The sequence below is a fragment of the Rhabdothermus arcticus genome (genome assembly GCF_055382915.1).
Genome location: NZ_AP043808.1, coordinates 383,691 through 401,240 on the forward strand (window position 1 = coordinate 383,691; position 17,550 = coordinate 401,240).

Sequence of the window (17,550 nt, forward strand, 5' to 3'; positions counted from 1 at the left end):
ACTTATGTTAGCGAAAATGCGATCTAGATAGGACGTTCGTCGCGACGAAGGTGCTACAATACCGGGCGGAAAAACGCGGGGGGCTTGCCCCCACGCGAGGAGGCGATAAGGCATGGAAGAGGTCGTTTTGGCGATTGCCGGATCCGGTGGCGACGGGGTGATCACCGCCGGAGATTTCATCACCAAGTCCGCGGCGCGGAAGGGCTTGCACGCCTTCATGCTCAAGTCCTACGGCCCGCAGATTCGCGGCGGTGAGTCCTCGGCTCGGATCCGGGTCGCAGCGAAGCCGGTCTACTCCCAGGGGGACTTCGTCGACGTGCTCGCGGTCTTCGCCTGGAAGGACTTCAACCGCTTCACCGACGAGATCGAGCTCCGCGAGGGCGCGGTCGCGCTCTACGACGCGTCCGACCCCACCCCGCTCGAGGCCGTCCCCATCCCCAAGGAGAAGAAGGTCACCTTCATCCCGGTGCCCTTCAAGCAGCTGGCCAGCGACGAGCTCAAGGTCCCCCTGGCCAAGAACATGGTCCTTTTGGGGGTGCTCGCCGAGCTCTTGAACCTGCCCGCGGACGCGCTCAAGGACGCGGTCATGCAGAAGTTCGGCAAGAAGCGTCCGGAGGCCGCGGAGATCAACATCAAGGCCATCGAGCTCGGCGGCGCCTGGGTCCGGGAGAACCTCCCCGAGGGCATCCCCTACCGCCTGGAGGCCGAAGGCGGCGCCCCCAAGCTGGTGATGACCGGGAACGACGCCCTGGCCTTCGGCGCGATCAAGGCCGGGCTGAACTTCTACGCCGGGTACCCGATCACCCCGGCGAGCCCGATCCTCGAGTTCCTGGCCCGGGAGCTCCCGCGCTTCGGCGGCGCGGTCTTGCAGACCGAGGACGAGCTGGCCGCGGTGACCTCGGCGATCGGTGCGTCCTGGGCGGGGGCCCGGGCGATGACCGCGAGCTCCGGGCCCGGTATCTCCCTCAAGCAGGAGGGGGTGGGCCTGGCGGCGATGGCCGAGATCCCGCTGGTCGTGGTCAACGTGCAGCGCGCTGGCCCTTCGACCGGTATCCCCTCGAAGACCGAGCAGGCGGACCTCTTCCAGGCGATCGGGGGCACCCACGGCGACGCCCCGCGGGTGATCCTGGCCCCGGCCGACGTCGAGGACAACTTCCAGGTCGCGGTCGAGGCCTTCTACCTGGCGGAGAAGTACCAGCTCCCGGTCTACATCCTCTCCGACCAGTTCGTCGGTGAACGCTCGGAGACGGTGGACGAGGCGATGCTCTTTGCCCGGGAACGGAAGATCGCCCGCAAGCTCCCGAGCCCCGAAGAGCTTGGCGAGGACTACGCCCGCTACAAGCTCACCGAGGACGGGGTGAGCCCGATGGCGATCCCGGGCATGAAGGGCGGCCAGCACTACATCTCGGGGCTCGAGCACAACGAGAAGGGCTGGCCCTCGTCGTCGGGGACGATGCATCAGGTGATGAGCGAAAAGCGGGCCAGGAAGCTGGCCCTGATCGCCGAGGAGGCCGGGTTCGTCCGCGTCTACGGCGACCCCGATGCGCCCTTTGCGGTGCTCGCTTGGGGCTCCTCGAAGGGGGCGGTCCGCGAGGCGATCGAGGCCGCCCGGGCCAAGGGGCTGAAGGTGAAGGCGATCGTGCCCCAGCTCATCTACCCGCTGCCCGAAAAGGCACTGAACGAGGCGATGCAGGGCGTGGAGCGGGCGCTCGTCGTCGAGCTCTCCTTCAGCGCCCAGTTCTACCGCTACCTCAGGGCGTTCTACGACGGGCTGCCCAAGGAAACCCGTTCCTACAGCCGCGCCGGGGGCAACCCCTTGCAGGTCAAGGAGGTCCTCGAGGCCATCGAGGCCCATTACGGCGCGAAGGTGGAGGCGTAAGGCATGGAGAAGGTGAAGCTCACTGCAAAGGACTACAAGACCAAGATCCCCAACGTCTGGTGCCCGGGGTGCGGCGACTTCGGCGTGCTCGCGGCGATCCACCAGGCGGTGGCGGACCTGCAGATTCCCCCCGAGATGCTCGGGGTGGTCAGCGGCATCGGCTGCTCCAGCCGCATCGCCGGCTACATCAATGCTTACGGCTTTAACTCCATTCACGGCCGGCCGCTGCCGATCGCCACCGGGGCCAAGGTCGCGAACCCCGAGCTGACCATGCTCGTCGCCGGCGGTGACGGCGACGGCTACTCGATCGGCATGGGGCACTTCGTGCACGCGATCCGCCGCAACCCGGACCTCACCTACATCGTGATGGACAACCGCATCTACGGGTTGACCAAGGGCCAGGTCTCGCCGACCACCCCCGAGGGGGACGTCACCAAGACCACCCCTTCCGGCAACCCGGAGCGGCCCTTGAACCCCCTGGCGCTGGCCCTCGAGCTCGGCGCGACCTACATCGCCCAGGGCTTTTCCGGCAACGTCAAGCATCTCAAGGAGCTCATCAAGAAAGGCATCGAGCACAAGGGCTTTGCGTTGATCAACGTGCTGTCCCCCTGCGTGACCTTCCGGGGCAAGCAGGAGTACGACTACGTGCGCCAGCACGGGGTCTACCTGGAAGACGTCGAGGGCTACGACCCCGGCGACTGGAACAAGGCCCACGAGGTCACCCAGTGGCGGGACAAGCTCCCCTTGGGTGTGATCTACCACGTCCGCGGCCGGCGCACGCTCGGCGACGAGATCGCCGAGGTCCAGGCCGCGGCCCGGGCCAAGAAGGTCTACAAGGACGTCACCGAACTCATCGACACCTTCCGCTGAGCTAAAACGCCCCGCTTTCCCGGCGGGGCGTTTTTTTGTAGGCTGAAGCGGTCGGGGCGGTTAGCTCAGCTGGCCAGAGCACCCGCCTTACAAGCGGGGGGTCAGAGGTTCAAGTCCTCTACCGCCCACCATCCGGACGGGGTTTTCGCCCCGTCCGCTTTTTCTTTCTGGCCCCCTTGACCCCAGGCCGCGGCTTCGTGCTAGAATGCCCCGCAAGATGCAGCGTCGGATCATTATTCGCCCCGTGCTCGGCCTACTCCTAGTAGGGCCGGGGGCGGGGGGTTTCCGACGTTAGCGTCTTCAACGCGTTTTGGACCCCAGGCCCCCGGAGACCCGGGGGCCTCGGTGTTTAGGGAGGCGGCGATGACGGGAGCAGAAGTCTTGTTGGAAGCGTTGGCGCGGGAAGGGGTGGAGGTCCTCTTCGGTCACCCCGGGGGCGCGATCATGCCGGTGTACGACGCGCTGTATCGACGTCCGGATCTACGCCACATCCTGGTACGGCACGAGCAGGCGGCGGGGCACGCCGCCACCGGCTACGCCCGGCACACGGGTAGGGTCGGGGTGGTTCTGGCCACCAGCGGTCCGGGGGCGCTCAACCTGGTGACCCCGCTTGCCGACGCGATGATGGACTCCACCCCGCTGGTGGCGATCACCGGGCAGGTGCCCACCACCGCGGTGGGCACCGATGCCTTTCAGGAGGCGGACGTGACCGGGGTGACGATGCCGGTGACCAAGCACAACTATCTGGTGACCGAGGTCAACGACATCCCTCGGGTGGTCAAGGAGGCCTTTCACATCGCCAAGACCGGGCGGCCGGGCCCGGTCTTGATTGACCTTCCCAAGGACGTGCAAAACGCGGAGTTCACCGGCACCTTCCCCGAGGCGGTGGACCTGCCCGGGTACAAGCCGGCTCATAAAGGGCACCCGCGGCAGATCAAAAAGGCCCTGGACGCGCTGGCCGAGGCCAAACGCCCGGTGCTGATGGTCGGCGGTGGGGCCCAGCACGCGGCCGAGCCGATCCGCCGCTTCGTGGCGGCGACCGGGATTCCGGTGGTCGCCACGCTCCTTGGCCTCGGCGTGGTCGACGCCCGGGACCCGCGCTTCGTGGGCATGCCCGGGATGCACGGCAGCGTCGCCGCCAATCGCGCCCTGCACCACGCGGACGTGATCCTGGCCATCGGGCAGCGGTTCGACGACCGGGTCACCGGCGATTTCCGCCGCTTCGCCCCCCACGCGCACACGATCATCCACGTCAACATCGAGGCGGCGGAGATCGGGAAGGTGGTGCCGACGGCGATCCCGGTGGTCGGAGACTCGGCCTGGGTGGCGGAGCGCCTGGCCGCCGGTGCCCGCCGGCTCGAGATCGGCGATTGGTGGGAGACGCTGCGCGGTTGGATGCTCGCCTATCCCTTCAAGCTGCCCGAGGGCGAAGAGCTTTCCTCGCAGAGGGTGATCCGCGCGTTTTACGAGGCCAGCGAGGGCGAGGCGATCGTGGTCACCGGCGTCGGTCAGCATCAGATGTTCGCGGCGCAGTTTTTCCCCATTCACGCGCCGAGGCGCTTTCTGACCTCCGGAGGGTTGGGCACGATGGGCTTCGGCCTGCCCGCGGCGATCGGGGTGCAGGTGGCGAACCCCGAGGCACGGGTCCTGCTCTTCGACGGCGACGGCTCCTTTCAGATGACGTTGCAGGAGCTGGCCACGGTCAAGAAGTACCGTCTCCCGCTCAAGATGATCGTGCTCAACAACGGCTACCTGGGCATGGTGCGCCAGTGGCAGGACCTCTTTTACGCCGACCGCTACAGCGAGGTCTACCTCGCGGACTCGAACCCCGATTTCGCCAAGCTCGCCGAGGCCTATGGCATCGAGGGCCTGGTCGTGGAGGACAGGGGCGGGCTCGAGGCCGCGGTCGAGCGGGTGCTCGCCCACGAGGGCCCGATCCTCGCCGAATTCAGGGTGGTACCCGAGGAGGCCGTCTTCCCCATGATCCCCGCCGGCGGTAGCGCCGAGGAGATGATCATCGACGCTTCGGAGGTCAAGGAATGAAGCATCTCGTGAGCGTGTTGGTCGAAGACCATCCCCGGGTGCTCACCCGGATCACCTCGATGTTCGCCCGCCGGGGGTTTAACATCGAGTCCCTGGCCGTGGGCAACACCCACGTCCCCGGCGTCTCCCGGATCTCCTTCGTGGTTCGCGGGGACGATCGCACCATCGAGCAGGTGGAAAAGCAGCTCAACCGGCTGGTCGAGGTCCTCAAGGTGGTGGACCACGACGGCCCCCACCTGGAGCGTGAGATCGCCCTGATCAAGGTGCGCGTCGACGGCCTCGACGCCCGCCTCGAGGTCAAGGAGATCGCCGAGGCGTTCCGCGCCCGCATCGTCGACGTCGCCCGGGGCGCGCTCACCTTCGAGGTGACCGGGCATCCGGCGAAGGTGGACCGCTTTCTCGCGGAGATGGCGCCCTACGGCATCATCGAGACGATGCGCTCCGGGGCGCTGGCGATGGACCGCGGCGAACGCGCGATTAGACTGAAGGCACGTAAGGAGGCGGTATGAAGTTCTATCATGATCACGACGCGGACCTAGGCTTTCTCAAGGACAAGACGGTGGCCATTTTGGGGTTCGGCTCCCAGGGGCATGCCCACGCGCTGAACCTCAAGGAGGCAGGCATCCGGGTGGTGGTGGGCCTCCGCCCTGGCTCCCGGCGCTGGAAGGTGGCCGAGGGCGCCGGCCTGCCGGTCCGGGACGTGCCCGGCGCGGTGGCCGAGGCCGACGTGGTCATGGTGCTCTTGCCGGACGAGGTGCAGGGGGCGGTCTACGAACGGGAGATCGCCCCCAACCTCAAGGAGGGGGCGGCCCTGGCCTTTGCCCACGGCTTCAACATCCACTTCGGCCAGATCCGACCGCGAGCCGACCTCGACGTCTGGATGGTGGCCCCGAAAGGGCCCGGCCACCTGGTGCGCAGCGAGTACGTCGCCGGCCGCGGCGTGCCCGCCCTGGTCGCCGTGCATCAGGACGTCTCCGGGGCCGCGCTTCCCACCGCGCTGGCCTACGCCAAGGGGATCGGGGCCACCCGGGCCGGGGTGATCCCCACGACCTTCGCCGAGGAGACCGAGACCGACCTCTTCGGCGAGCAGGCGGTGCTCTGCGGCGGCCTCACGCGGCTCATCACCGCCGGGTTCGAGACCCTGGTCGAGGCCGGCTACAAGCCTGAGGTGGCCTACTTCGAGACCCTGCACGAGGTCAAGCTGATCGTGGACCTGATCTACGAGGCCGGCCTCCAGGGAATGCGCTACTCGATCTCCAACACCGCCGAGTACGGCGATTACACCCGCGGTCACCAGGTCGTGGACCCCGGGGTCAAGGCGCGGATGCGCGAGGTGCTGCGACAGGTGCAGTCAGGTGAGTTCGCTCGGGAGTTCATTCTGGAGAACCAGGCCAAGCAGCCGGTCCTCACCGCCGAGCGGCGGCGTTGGGCCGAGCACCCCATCGAGCAGGTGGGCAAGGCGTTGCGGGCGATGATGCCCTTTATCCATTCCCGTTTGGAGGAGGAAGAGCATGCGGCGGATTAAGATCTTCGACACCACCCTGCGGGACGGGGAGCAGTCCCCCGGGGTGGCCCTGACCCCCGAGGAGAAGCTGGCGATCGCCGAGCAGCTGGCGCGGCTCGGGGTGGACGTGATCGAGGCTGGGTTCCCCATCGCCAGCCCGGGGGACTTCGAGGCCGTGCGGCGGATCGCGGAGCGGGTCAAGGGGCCCACGATCGCGGCCCTCGCCCGGGCCGCGAAGCCGGACATCGAACGCGCCGCGGAGGCGATCGCCCCCGCGGAGAAAAAGCGCATCCACACCTTCATCGCCACCAGCCCGGTGCACATGGAGAAAAAGCTCCGGCTCACGCCCGAGGAGGTCGTCGAGCGCGCGGTCTGGGCGGTGACCTTCGCCAAGTCCTTCGTCGACGACGTGGAGTTCTCCGCGGAGGACGCCGGGCGCAGCGAGCGCGACTTTCTGGTGGAGATCTTCGGGCGGGTGATCGAGGCCGGGGCCACGGTGATCAACATCCCCGACACCGTCGGCTACCAGGTCCCCTGGGAGTTCGCCGAGCTGGTCGCCTACGTGATCGAGCACACGCCTGGGGCCGAGAAGGTGGAGTGGAGCGTCCACTGCCACGACGACCTGGGGCTCGCGGTGGCCAACTCCCTGGCCGCGGTGCGCGTCGGGGCGACCCAGGTCGAGTGCACGATCAACGGCATTGGCGAGCGCGCCGGGAACGCGGCGATGGAGGAGATCGTGATGGCCCTGCACACCCGGCGGGACTTCTTCGACGTCGAAACCGGGATCAACACCCGGGAGATCGCCCGTACCTCGCGCCTGGTCAGCCACCTGACGGGGATGCCCGTGCCCCCGAACAAGGCGGTGGTGGGGGCCAATGCCTTCGCCCACGAGTCCGGCATTCATCAAGACGGCGTGCTGAAGGCACGGGAGACCTACGAGATCATGAACGCCGAGCTCGTGGGGCGCGAGGCCGCGGTGCTGGTGCTCGGCAAGCACTCCGGGCGCCACGCCTTCAAGAAAGCCCTCGAGGAGCTCGGCTACGCCTTTGACGACGAAACGCTCAAGAAGCTCTTCGGCCGCTTCAAGGAGATCGCCGAGCGTAAGAAGACGGTCACCGCCGAGGACCTGATGGCCTTGGTCGAGGACGAGCGCACCCGAGCCCCCGAGCACTTCAAGCTCCTCGACCTGCAGGTGCACTCGGGCACCCAGCTCACCCCGGTGGCCACGGTGCGGATCCAGACCCCGGAGGGCGAGGTCACCGAGGCCGCGACCGGGGACGGGCCGGTCGACGCGGTGTACCGGGCGATCGCGCGGGCGGTGAAGATGCAGCCGGTGCTCGAGCGCTACCGCATCGAGGCCACGTCCGGGGGGACGGAGTCTTTGGGCGAGGTGGTGGTGCGGTTGCGCATGGGGTCGGTAACCGTCGGCGGGCGCGGCTTGGCCCCGGACATCGTCGAGGCCTCGGCGCGGGCCTACCTCGACGCCTTGAACAAGCTGGTTTCGGGGGTGGGCAGCCGCGAGCTCGTGGAGACCCCTTAGATCGCGTCGGCTCCGGCCAGGGACGCTTCCGCCAGCCGCGCGGCGTAGGTGCGCCAAAAGAGCGGCCGTAGCTCCGCGGGAAGGCGCCCGGCCTCTTCGTCCAAGATGGCTTTGAGGCGTTTCCTGGCCTCGGGGACGTGGCGCGCGTAGACGGCGGTGATCAAGAGGCGGTGGGGCACCCCGGTCTGCCAGCGCGCCGCCTGCAGGAACGCGGTTTTGGCGTGCTCCCGAGCCTCGGGCTCCTCGCCCCGGGTCAGCGAGAAGAGCGCGTGGGCGTAGGCCGCGTGGCCCAGCTCGCCCCGGCCTTCCCAGTGGGCGATCGCCTTGGCGAGCCAGGCTGCGGCCGCTTCGGGCCTTCCTCGGCGGAGTTCAAGGTAGCCGAGGCCGGTGTAGACGTGGCCCAGCTTGGCCTGCTCGCCGATCGCCTGCATCATGCGCAAGGCGGCCATCAGGTCGGCTTCGGCGGCCGTGTCCTGGCCCAGCTCGATTGCCGGCAGCGCCCGCTCGGAGCGCATCAGGGCCAGGTCACGCATCCGCTCGGTGGCCTGGGCCAGCTGACGCCCCTGTTCGAAGGCCAAGAAGGCCTGGCTGGGACGCCCCAGCTTCCACTCGGCGAGGCCGATCAGCTCGAGCGCGTCGATCTGACCCGGGAGGTCCGCCGCCTGACGGGCGGCCTCGAGCAGCTGGGTCGCCCCGCGCAGGGCGGCCACGTCGTCGCGATGCAGCCAGAGGCCGGTCAAGCGGTCGGCCCAGACCCGCCGTTCCAGGATCGGGTCGGGGTGGCGTTCGAGGTCGGCCAGGATCTCAGCCTGAAGGGCGGTCCCCTCCCGGTGATCCCCCAGGCGAAAGGCCAGGGCGGCGAGGTTGCGCCGCACCCGGTTGACCATGCGCCAGTCGCGGCTGCGCTTGAACGCGCTGAGGGCGGCGAGCAGGTGGCTGCGCTGCCCCCAGGGGTCGCCCGCCCGGTAGGCCACCCAGGCCAGGATGTAGCCGGCGCGGGCCACCATCCCGGGATCCCGGGTCAGCCGGCGCACTGCTTCGGCGTGGTCGGCGGCGCGGTGGAACGCGCCCTTTTGCAGTGCGGCCTCGGCGGCGGCCAGCCTGCGCCGGGCTTCGAGTCGGGCGTCCGGACGCGGTGGCGGGCCCAGGGCCTCGATCTCCCCGAGGACGTCGCGGCCCAGCTCAACCTCGAGCTCCAGGCGTTCCAGAGCGAGGCCCCAGCGCGCGCTGGGGCCCAGCCGGGCCAGACGTTCGGCGCGGCGATAGGCCACCAGGGCCAGCGTGGGATCGGGCCCCGACCGGGCCTCCCGGGCGGCCGCGAGCTGGAGGGCCGCGGCCGCTTCTTCGCGGCCACCGGCGGCCAGGTGCTCGGCGATCAGCAAGGGGCTGCCCGAGGTCGCGGAGAGGGCCCTGGCCCAGCGGCGGTGCAGGGTTCGCGCCAGCGCCGGCGGAACCGTCGCCGCCAGGTCCGGATAGCGGGGGAGGAAGCCGCGGGTGCTGGGGTGGCTCAGCCCCGCTTCCAGGGCTTCCTGGAACGCAAAGGCGACCTCTTCCTCGCTCAGTTGAAGGGCCAAGGCGACGACCTCGACGTCTGCCGGGGCGCGCGCGAAAAGCAGCAGCTTGACCACCCGCTGGGCCTTGGGGGAGAGGGTCAAGAGGCGTTGGTTGAGGGCGGCGAGCACGGTGCCGGGAAGCACGCGCGGCGGCGTGGGCTCGCCGCTTTCGACGAGCGTCCGCAGGGTTTCGAGCACAAAACGTGGATTTCCCCGGGTGATCTGGTAAAGCCGGCGCACCAGCGCGGGCCGTGCCCCGGCCCCGATCGCTTCCTCGGCGAGCCGGGCCACCCCCGTCGGGCTGAGCGGGGAGAGGCGCAGCGGGTGCACCAGGCCTTCGGCGACCAGGTGCGACGGCGGCGGGGTCCGCGCGGTGGCGATGAGCTGGAGGCCCAGGGAGGGGGCGCGCCGCGCCAGGTAGGGGAGAAAGGCCGTGGAAGCGGCGTCCGCGTGCTCGACCGCGTCGAGCAGGATGCGTGTTGCAAGATGGCCGAGGGCGCGGGCCAGGGCCTCGAAAAAGCGCGGCAGATCCAGGCCCTCCGGCGGCGGACCGGTGGCGGGGGTGAGCTCGGGGAAAAACCGTGCCAGGGTTCGCCGGACCTCGGGGTGGAGGTCGTTCAGCCGCGGGCGGGCCTGACGCAGGGCTTCAAACAAGCCCCCGTAGGGGAGGGTCTTGAGGCTGGGGGAAAAGCGCACCGCAAGCTGCGGGTGCGTGGCCTCGGCGAGGGCGGTCTTGCCCACCCCATCGGGGCCGTGAATCCAGATCAAGGGGGCCTTTGCGCGTTCGATGTCCGCAAGGGCCGCTTCGCGCTCGAGGAGCGGGGGCGCGCGCAGTGAGGCGGAGGACAGCGGGGCTGGCTCTGGTGCCTCCGAGCCCTCGAGCGCGGCCTGGAAGGCGCGGCGGGTCTCCGCGCTGGGGGGCAGCCCGTACTCGCGCTCGAGGGCTCGGGCCAGCTGGTGGAAGCGGGCCTCCGCTTCCTCGCGCTGGCCAAGCCGGACCAGGAGGGGAAAGAGCTGCCGGTAGCCGGGCTCGAAGAGGGGGTCCCAGGCCAGCGCGGTCTTCAGGGTACTGGCGGCCTTTTCGGGCTGGGTGAGGGCCAGGCGCTTGGCCAGGCGCAGCAGGGCCGAGAGGATCGCTTCCTTGAGGGTTTCTCCGTGCACGTACTGCCAGTCGGAAAAACCCGAAACGGGCAGGGCAAACCCCCTTAAGAAGGGGCCCCGCACCAGGGCCAGCGCGGCCTCCAGCCGCCCCTGCTCGAGCCGTTCCCAAAAGAGGCGTTCGTCAACCTGCGCTCCTTCGAGCCGGAGCTCGCCACCGGTCTCCAGCACGTGCGCGGCCAGGGGAGTTTGCCTGAGGCGGTAGAGCGTCTGACGCAGGTTTCGGCGGGCCCGGGACTCCGGGGCATCGAAGAGCAAGGCCGCGAGCGTCTCCCGCGAGGCGGGACCGGCGGATGCCAGGTAATAGACGAGCGCCCGTCCCTTCTTCGAGAGGCCGGCCACCGGCTCGCCCAGGACCGAAAGCTCGGGCGGCCCCAGCAGGTTCACTTGTAGGGCCCGCATCGGCGGTCTTAGTTTACCTTCCGCGCGCGCTCCACGAGCCAGACGAAGCGCACCAGCCTGAGCCCGCGACGCCAGCGTCGGGGATCGGTGCCCACCCGCCAGGCCCATTCCAGGCCCAGCCTTCGGGTCCAGGCCGGGGCCCGTCTGGCGGTCTTGGCCCAGACGTCGAGCGTGCCCCCAACGCCGATCGCGATACGGCTCCCCAGGACCTCGCGGTGGCGGTGAATGAAGGTCTCCTGGCGCTCGCCGAGGGCCACCAGGAGGAGGTCCGCGCCGGCGCTGCGCACCGCGCGCAGCGCCGCTTCCTCCGGCAGGTAGCCGTGGGCGTGGCCGGCGATCCTCACCCCCCAGCGGGCCCGGGCGTGGGCGGCGGCGCGTTCGGCCACCCCGGGCCGGCCACCCAGGAAGAAGACCCGCAGGCGGGGGCCGTGTCGGGCCAAGAAGGCTTCAGCGAGCTCGATTCCGGTCACCCGTTCGGGCAGCGAGAGGCCGTGGAGCCGGCGCACCGCCCAGAGCATCCCCACCCCGTCGGGGGTCACCAGGCTCGCGGCGCGGATCGCGGCGCGCAGCTCCGGGTCGCGCTGGGCGCGGACCGTGATCTCCGGGTTCAGGGTGACCACCGCGTCCAGCCTGGGGGTTTCCAAAAAGGCCGTTAACCGCGCCAGGGCGCGGTCCATGTCCACCAGGTCCAGGGGCAGGCCGAGGACCTCAACCCGCGCGCTCGAAGACGTAGACGGGTCGGCCAAGGGCCTCCTCCTTGCGGGCCAGGCGCGGCACCGCGGGGTCGCGGCTGATCAGCGTGGCCAGCGCCAGGTCCTCGGCGTAGCCGAGCCCGGCGAGCCAGTGCCCCACTTCGGACTGCCAAAGCGCTTCCTGGGGGTCGGGGTAGGCCTTTAACAGGGCGCTGGTGATGGCGTAGCCGTCCCCTTCCGGGTGTGCCCCGGCGCGGGCTAGGCGCTTGGCCAAGAAGCCGGCGGCCAGCGCGTCGTCGAGGCTCGGCCGGCCGCGGTGCCCGGCGGCGACGAGGCGAACCCGATCGGGACGCCGACTCGTGAGGTGGGCGAGCAGCGCCCGAGCGTTGCGAAACGTCCCCAGGTAGATCGATGGGCTCCCCCAGACCTGGCCCAGGGCCCGGGGGAGGTTTTCGCTGGTGTAGACGATGCGCCGACCTTCGACCTCGAGTCCGCTCAGGGTGTGGAGGTCGGTGCCTGCGTCAAAGCCCTCCGGGGGCAGGCCCTCCCGGTCCCCCAGGCGCAGGCCCTCGAGCGTCCGCGCCACGCGCAGCGATGCGGTGACCCAGACCTCGGCCGCCCCCCTCGCGAGGAGCAGGCCGATCGCCGAGCTCGCCCGCAGGACGTCGACGATCACCACCGGACCGGGCGCGGGTTGCTGGGGGAGAAGGTCCACGCGGACGCGCATCGGCGCCATTCTAAGGCAAGATGAGGGGGTGAACGAGCGCGCGCTGACCCGTCTCTTGGCCTCCCTCGGCTACCCCGAGGGGGCCCCCTTGCCTCCCGGGGACGACGCGGGCGGGGTGGCCCTTCGGGGCCTCGCCTGGCTGCTCAAGGTCGATGGGTTCCGCGCCCGTGACGTGCGTCTCTCGGGGATGCCCGAGGCGGCCGTGGGCTGGCGCGCGGTGACCGCGGTGGCCTCCGACCTCCTGGCCAAGCTGGCCCGTCCGGTGGGCTTTGTCCTGGGAGCCTTCCACGAGACCCCGGAGGCGGTGTTGCGCTGGGGCGAGGGCGCGGCCCGGGCCGCCGCGACCTACGGGGCCGCCCTGCTCGGTGGCGACACCAACCGCGGGGAGGCCGCGATCCTCGCCGCCGGCTTCGGGGTGGCCGAGGACCCACTGCCTCGGGGCGGCGAGATCGGGGACCGGGTCTACCTGGTGGGGGATCGCTGGGGGCGGAGCGGCGCGGCGATCGACGCCCACTACCGCGGGGTTTCGCTCGAGGCCTACCCCGAGATCCGTCGCGCCGGCTTTTGGCCTCGGGCGCGGCTCGCGCTCTTGGCGCTGACCCCGCTCAGGCCCTGGCTCAGCGGCAGCGCCGACAGTTCCGACGGGCTCGCCGAGACCTTGTACCAGCTCAGCGAGGCGGCCGGCCTGGGGATCGCGCTTTCCCACTTGCCGTTCTACCCCGACGTCCTGGCCTACGCAAACGCGTTCGGCGCCGACCCAAGCACCCTCGTCCTCTACGGCGGCGAGGAGTTCGAGGCGGTCTTCGCGGTCCGGCCCGAGGGGGTGCCGTTTTTCGAAGCCACGCTCACGGAGCTTGGGGTTCCGTTCGAGCGGGTGGGGGAGGTGGTCGAGCCCCCGGGGGTTTGGTTTCAAAACGCGCGGCTCGCGCGCCGGGGCTACGACCACTTCGCGCGCCGGTAGCGCTCGGCAAGGGCCACGTAGCGGCGGGCGTTCTCCATCTTCGGCGCCGGTCCTCGTACCCGGGCGGGTACCCCCAGGGCGAGCTGGCCGGCGGGGATGCGGGCGTTGGCGGGGACCACCGCCCCCGCCCCGACCACCGCGCCGGCCTCGATGACCGCGCCGTTGAGCACGATCGCTCCGATCCCGATCAGGGCCCCGTCCTCGATGCGGGCGCCGTGGACCACCGCGGCGTGGCCGACGGTGACCTCGCGGCCCAGCCGCACCGGGTAGCCGGGGTCGGCGTGCAGCACGGCCCGATCTTGGACGTTGGTCGCCTCGCCGACCTCGATCGCCTCGAGGTCCCCCCGCAAGACCGCGCCAAACCAGATCGAGGCCTTAGCGCGCACCCAGACCCGGCCCACCAGGACCGCGTCCTCCGCGACGAAGGCGCTGGGGTGCACGAAGGGGAGCGCGTCCTCAAAGGCCAAGCTGGGCATAGGCGGCCTCCAAAAGCGCGAGGTCCTCGGGAAAGCTCAGCCGTTCCTCGGCCTCCTCCCGGGCAAAGAACCCGCCCCCCGTCAGGCGGGGTTCGAGCTTGACCGGGCCCTCGCCGCGCATCAAAAACCAAGTGATCTCCCGCACCTCGCCGCGGTCGTTTTTGTAACGCGTCTTGCCGAGCTCGAAGAGGGGCTCGGCGCGGACCCCGGCCTCCTCCGCCACCTCGCGGACCGCCGCGTCTTGGGGGGTTTCCCCGGGCTCGAGGTGGCCTTTGGGGAAGACCCAGTAGCCGTTGCGGTCGCGGATCAGGAGGACCTCGCCGCGGGGGTTGATCACCACCCCACCGGCGCCGGGAACCGGCGTCACCGGTAGCGCTCCTTCAAGATCCGAATCAGGTCCTCGTCGAGCTCGGAACCTCCGCTGTAGCGCGCTTCCAGGTTGGCTTCCCCCAGCAAGGCCTTGAGCGCGGCCTCGAAGGCCGCGTTCCAGCCGCCGGTGGGGGCGGGGAGGAAGCCCTTTTGGAGCAGGACCTTCTCCAGCCAGGCGAACTCCTCGGGGTTCAGGGTCCTGAGGCGTTCCGGGGGACGAAAGAGCTCGCGGTGAATCCCCAGCAGCCTTTCCAGCTCGGGCACCGGGTCGGGGTGGTCGTCGACGCGCAGGTCGATCCAGCGGTCGTTGAGCCCGGCGTAGCCCTTCTTTTCCCCAACCACCAAGAGCGCCGCCGACTGCCGCCCGCGGCGGTCCCCCCCGGCGCGGTCCCCGGCCAGGAGGGCGGCCAAGAGGCGCTCCGGAAAGGGGAGGCTGGCCTCGCGGAAGAAGGTCTCCCAAAGCGCCTCCACCACCTCGGGGCCGGTGAGCAGGTTGCCCTGCACCGCGACCCCCGAACCCGCCTTGCCCCCGGCGTAGGCGTGGCATTCCCCGCCGGTGAAGGTATGCGCCTCCCCGCTGGCGTCGACGATCCCGTACTGCCGCTTGGCGTGCTCCGGGTCGGTGCGCTGGAACGCCTCGTGGACGTGGCGGGGATGGGCGCCGGCCTCGAGCATCAAGAGCCCCCGGGGGCCGTAGGTGGGGTTGGCGTAGGACTGGGTGGCGATCGCCCCGACCCCGGCCCTGGCCCAGGGGACGACCGCGCCCACCGCCAAGAACTTGCTGGCCACGGCGACGCCGAGGTCCCCCGTTTCGGGGTCCCGGGCGACGATCGAAAAGGTGTGAACGGGCAGCATGCCGCCATTGTAAGGCGCGCCCTTTTGGGGCGCGCCTTAAGGACAAGCGGGCAGCTAGTGGTGGCCGCCCGGGCCGTGCACGTGGCCGTGGGCCAGCTCCTCGGGGGTGGCGTCGCGCACGTCGACGATCTCCACCTCGAACTCCAGCTCCTTCCCCGCCAGGGGGTGGTTGAAGTCGATGGTGACGTCCTCCCCCTCAACCTTGGTGATGGTGAAGGGCATCGGCTGGCCGCTTTGGTCCTGGGCGTAGAACTGCTCGCCGACCGCGACCTCGCTGCCTTCGGGGAAGGCCGACTTGGGCACCACCTGGACCGCCTCGGGGTTCTGGTGGCCGTAGGCCTTTTCCGGGGGCACCTTGACGGTGAGCGTTTCGCCCACCTCGCGGCCCTCGAGGGCCTCCTCGAGGCCGGGGATGATCTGCTGGTGGCCGTGCAGGTAAGGAAGCTCGCCCTGATCCACGACCTCGCCGTCCACGCGGAGCGTGTAGCGGATGGTGACTGCCTTGTCTTTTTCTACCTTCATGCAAAAATCCCTTCCTTCCCTTTGGGAAGCGCCTCAGTATAGCGCGGACGGGATGAGGACTCTAGAGTAGGGGCATGCGAGTCGACGCGGTGATTGGTGAGACGGCCCTGGTGCGCCTGTCGCGGGTGGTTCCCGAGGGGGCGGCCGAGGTCTGGGTCAAGCTCGAGGGCCAGAACCCCGGGGGCTCGGTGAAGGATCGGGCGGCCCGCTTCATGGTCGACGTGGCGGAGGCCGAGGGCCGGTTGCGCCCGGGGGGGACGATCGTCGAGCCCACCAGCGGCAACACCGGGATCGCGCTGGCGATGCTCGGGGCAGCGCGCGGCTACCGTGTCATCCTGACCATGCCGGCCTCGATGAGCGAAGAGCGGAAGCGCATCCTCAGCGCCTACGGGGCCGAGCTGGTCCTGACCGACCCCCAAAAGGGGATCCGTGGCGCGATCGCCGAGGCCCAGCTGGTCGCCGAGCGGACCGGCGCGTTCATGCCCAACCAGTTCGAGAACCCGGCGAACCCCCTGGCCCACGAGCGCACCACCGGCCCGGAGATCGTGGCCGCGCTCGGGGGTCGGGTCGACGCCTTCGTCTACGGCAGCGGCACCGGGGGCACGCTGACCGGGGTGGGGCGCTACCTCAAGGCGCAGAACCCCAAGGTGCGGGTGGTCCTCGTCGAGCCTGCCCGCCGTCCCGCGGTCCTCCCCGGGCCCAAGGAACCCCACGGCTTTCAGGGCATGGCTCCGGGCTTCGTGCCCAAGAACCTGGACCTCGACGTGGTGGACGAGGTGTTGCTGGTCGAGGAGGCCTCGGCCTTTCCCCTGGGGCTGAGGGTCGTTCGGGAAGAAGGCATCTTCCTCGGCCCCAGCGCGATGGCCAACGTCGACGCCGCGATCCGGGTGGCCCAGACCCTGGGGCGGGGCCACCGGGTGGTCACGGTGGCTCCGGATTTTGGCTACAAGTACCTCAGCGTGCCGCCCTACGCGTCGTCGCCGTAGCGGATGAAGGCCGGGATCTCGAGGTCGTCGTAGTTGAGCCGTGCGGCCCCGCCGAGGCTCGGCGCGTAGGCCGAGGCGTCCTTGAAGTCCGAGGCGATCAGGATGACCCGCAGCTCGTCCCCGGCCTTGGGGTCGTAGGTGATGCCGTAGAGCACGTCGGGGTCGGCGAGGCCGGTGGCGGCGCTGATCTGCTCGGCGACCTCCGAGGCTTCGGCGAGGGTGATCTCCTCGGTGCCCACGACGTTGATCAAGAGCTGCCGCGCGCCCTCGATGCTGCGGTCCAGGAGGGGGCTGGTGATCGCGGTCTTGGCCGCCTTCTGCACCCGGTCCTCGCCCTTGCCGGCGCCGATCCCCATCAGGACCTGGCCGGCCCCGGCGAGCATGTTCTTGATGTCCGCGAAGTCCACGTTGATCAAACCCGGGCGGTTGATCACGTCGCTGATCCCCTTGACCCCGTGGTAGAGCACCCGGTCGGCCATCAAGAAGGCCTCCTTGAGGGTGACCTTTTTGTCCACCGCCTGCAAGAGGCGCTCGTTGTCGACGACGACCAGCGCGTCCACCCGCTCGCGGAGCCTGCCGATGCCCTCCTCCGCGACCCGCATGCGCCTGGGGCCCTCGAACTTGAAGGGGCGGGTGACCACCGCCAGGGTGAGGGCCCCCTGATTGCGCGCGATCTCCGCCACCACCGGGGCCGCGCCGGTGCCCGTGCCACCGCCCATGCCGGCGGTGATGAAGACCAGGTCCGCGCCCTCGAGGCGCTCGGCGATCAGGTCCTGGCTCTCAAGCGCGGCCTTCTCGCCGATCGTAGGGTCGGCGCCGGCGCCCAGCCCGCGGGTCAGCTTGTCCCCGAGCTGGATGCGGATGTCCGCGTAGGACTTGGCCAGTACCTGGGCGTCGGTGTTGGCGGCGATGAACTCGACGCCATCCAGGCCGGCCTCGATCATGCGGTTGACGGCGTTGTTCCCGGCGCCGCCGAGACCGATGACTTTGATAATCGCTCCACTCATCTTCTT

The 17,550-nt window shown here is 70.1% G+C and carries 16 protein-coding genes and 1 tRNA gene; 9 read left to right on the plus strand and 8 right to left on the minus strand.

The features are described from left to right. Positions 1-112: 112 nt before the first annotated feature. From ACZ48Y_RS02120 to ACZ48Y_RS02150, 7 genes are all read left to right on the plus strand, one after another. Positions 113-1,879: a 2-oxoacid:acceptor oxidoreductase subunit alpha gene (locus ACZ48Y_RS02120; protein WP_464741697.1), complete on the plus strand. Its 1,767-nt coding sequence runs from the start codon at positions 113-115 to the stop codon at positions 1,877-1,879. Positions 1,880-1,882: 3 nt separating this feature from the next. Beyond that, entirely contained in the window at positions 1,883-2,749 is an 867-nt protein-coding gene (locus ACZ48Y_RS02125; RefSeq protein WP_464741699.1) for a 2-oxoacid:ferredoxin oxidoreductase subunit beta, read from the plus strand. Between the two features lie 54 nt (positions 2,750-2,803). Continuing rightward, positions 2,804-2,880 (plus strand) — tRNA-Val (locus ACZ48Y_RS02130). 232 nt (positions 2,881-3,112) lie between these two features. Next, positions 3,113-4,792 carry a biosynthetic-type acetolactate synthase large subunit gene (ilvB, locus tag ACZ48Y_RS02135; RefSeq protein WP_464741701.1) on the plus strand — a complete coding sequence of 560 codons (1,680 nt, stop codon included), beginning with the start codon at positions 3,113-3,115 and terminating at the stop codon, positions 4,790-4,792. Then, positions 4,789-5,301 (plus strand): acetolactate synthase small subunit, encoded by a 513-nt coding sequence (ilvN, locus tag ACZ48Y_RS02140; RefSeq protein WP_464741703.1) that lies wholly within the window; start codon positions 4,789-4,791, stop codon positions 5,299-5,301. The genes ilvB and ilvN overlap by 4 nt, the downstream gene beginning before the upstream one ends. Further along, positions 5,298-6,317 carry a ketol-acid reductoisomerase gene (gene ilvC / locus ACZ48Y_RS02145; RefSeq protein ID WP_464741705.1) on the plus strand — a complete coding sequence of 340 codons (1,020 nt, stop codon included), beginning with the start codon at positions 5,298-5,300 and terminating at the stop codon, positions 6,315-6,317. Before ilvN ends, ilvC begins: the two co-directional genes overlap by 4 nt. Beyond that, on the plus strand, positions 6,304-7,836 hold the full coding sequence (locus ACZ48Y_RS02150) for a 2-isopropylmalate synthase (RefSeq protein ID WP_464741707.1): 1,533 nt from the start codon (positions 6,304-6,306) through the stop codon (positions 7,834-7,836). The genes ilvC and ACZ48Y_RS02150 overlap by 14 nt, the downstream gene beginning before the upstream one ends. On the opposite strand, the gene ACZ48Y_RS02155 is transcribed toward ACZ48Y_RS02150, so the two are convergent. The 3 genes from ACZ48Y_RS02155 to ACZ48Y_RS02165 are packed head-to-tail and all read right to left on the minus strand — an operon-like array spanning position 7,833 to position 12,368. Next, complete coding sequence (locus tag ACZ48Y_RS02155) at positions 7,833-10,949, minus strand: BTAD domain-containing putative transcriptional regulator (protein WP_464741709.1); 3,117 nt, start codon at positions 10,947-10,949, stop codon at positions 7,833-7,835. The two genes, ACZ48Y_RS02150 and ACZ48Y_RS02155, sit on opposite strands and share 4 nt — an antisense overlap. 8 nt (positions 10,950-10,957) lie before the next feature. After that, positions 10,958-11,626: a WecB/TagA/CpsF family glycosyltransferase gene (locus ACZ48Y_RS02160; protein ID WP_464742774.1), complete on the minus strand. Its 669-nt coding sequence runs from the start codon at positions 11,624-11,626 to the stop codon at positions 10,958-10,960. A 31-nt stretch (positions 11,627-11,657) separates the two neighbouring features. Next, positions 11,658-12,368 carry a 2-phosphosulfolactate phosphatase gene (locus tag ACZ48Y_RS02165; protein WP_464741711.1) on the minus strand — a complete coding sequence of 237 codons (711 nt, stop codon included), beginning with the start codon at positions 12,366-12,368 and terminating at the stop codon, positions 11,658-11,660. Positions 12,369-12,396: 28 nt separating this feature from the next. On the opposite strand from ACZ48Y_RS02165, the gene ACZ48Y_RS02170 reads away from it, so the two are divergent. Continuing rightward, positions 12,397-13,329, plus strand: coding sequence for a thiamine-phosphate kinase (locus tag ACZ48Y_RS02170; protein ID WP_464741713.1), 933 nt, complete (start codon positions 12,397-12,399; stop codon positions 13,327-13,329). Here ACZ48Y_RS02170 and ACZ48Y_RS02175 read toward each other — a convergent pair. Genes ACZ48Y_RS02175 through ACZ48Y_RS02190 form a run of 4 tightly spaced genes read right to left on the minus strand, consistent with a single transcriptional unit; the run spans position 13,305 to position 15,551 of the window. After that, the gene (locus ACZ48Y_RS02175) at positions 13,305-13,805 is read right to left on the minus strand and encodes a gamma carbonic anhydrase family protein (RefSeq protein WP_464741715.1); all 501 of its coding nucleotides are present in this window, start codon (positions 13,803-13,805) and stop codon (positions 13,305-13,307) included. The genes ACZ48Y_RS02170 and ACZ48Y_RS02175 overlap by 25 nt on opposite strands. Beyond that, on the minus strand, positions 13,786-14,172 hold the full coding sequence (locus ACZ48Y_RS02180) for an NUDIX hydrolase (RefSeq protein ID WP_464741717.1): 387 nt from the start codon (positions 14,170-14,172) through the stop codon (positions 13,786-13,788). Before ACZ48Y_RS02180 ends, ACZ48Y_RS02175 begins: the two co-directional genes overlap by 20 nt. Continuing rightward, complete coding sequence (locus ACZ48Y_RS02185; protein ID WP_464742776.1) at positions 14,169-15,026, minus strand: DUF1028 domain-containing protein; 858 nt, start codon at positions 15,024-15,026, stop codon at positions 14,169-14,171. The genes ACZ48Y_RS02180 and ACZ48Y_RS02185 overlap by 4 nt, the downstream gene beginning before the upstream one ends. A 57-nt stretch (positions 15,027-15,083) precedes the next feature. Then, a complete protein-coding gene (locus ACZ48Y_RS02190) occupies positions 15,084-15,551 on the minus strand; it encodes an FKBP-type peptidyl-prolyl cis-trans isomerase (protein ID WP_464741719.1) in 468 nt (155 codons plus the stop codon). A gap of 74 nt (positions 15,552-15,625) precedes the next feature. Between ACZ48Y_RS02190 and cysK the strand changes: the two genes are divergently transcribed. After that, positions 15,626-16,537 (plus strand): cysteine synthase A, encoded by a 912-nt coding sequence (gene cysK, locus ACZ48Y_RS02195; protein ID WP_464741721.1) that lies wholly within the window; start codon positions 15,626-15,628, stop codon positions 16,535-16,537. Here cysK and ftsZ read toward each other — a convergent pair. Continuing rightward, on the minus strand, positions 16,519-17,544 hold the full coding sequence (gene ftsZ, locus ACZ48Y_RS02200) for a cell division protein FtsZ (RefSeq protein WP_464741723.1): 1,026 nt from the start codon (positions 17,542-17,544) through the stop codon (positions 16,519-16,521). The genes cysK and ftsZ overlap by 19 nt on opposite strands. Positions 17,545-17,550 lie beyond the last annotated feature (6 nt).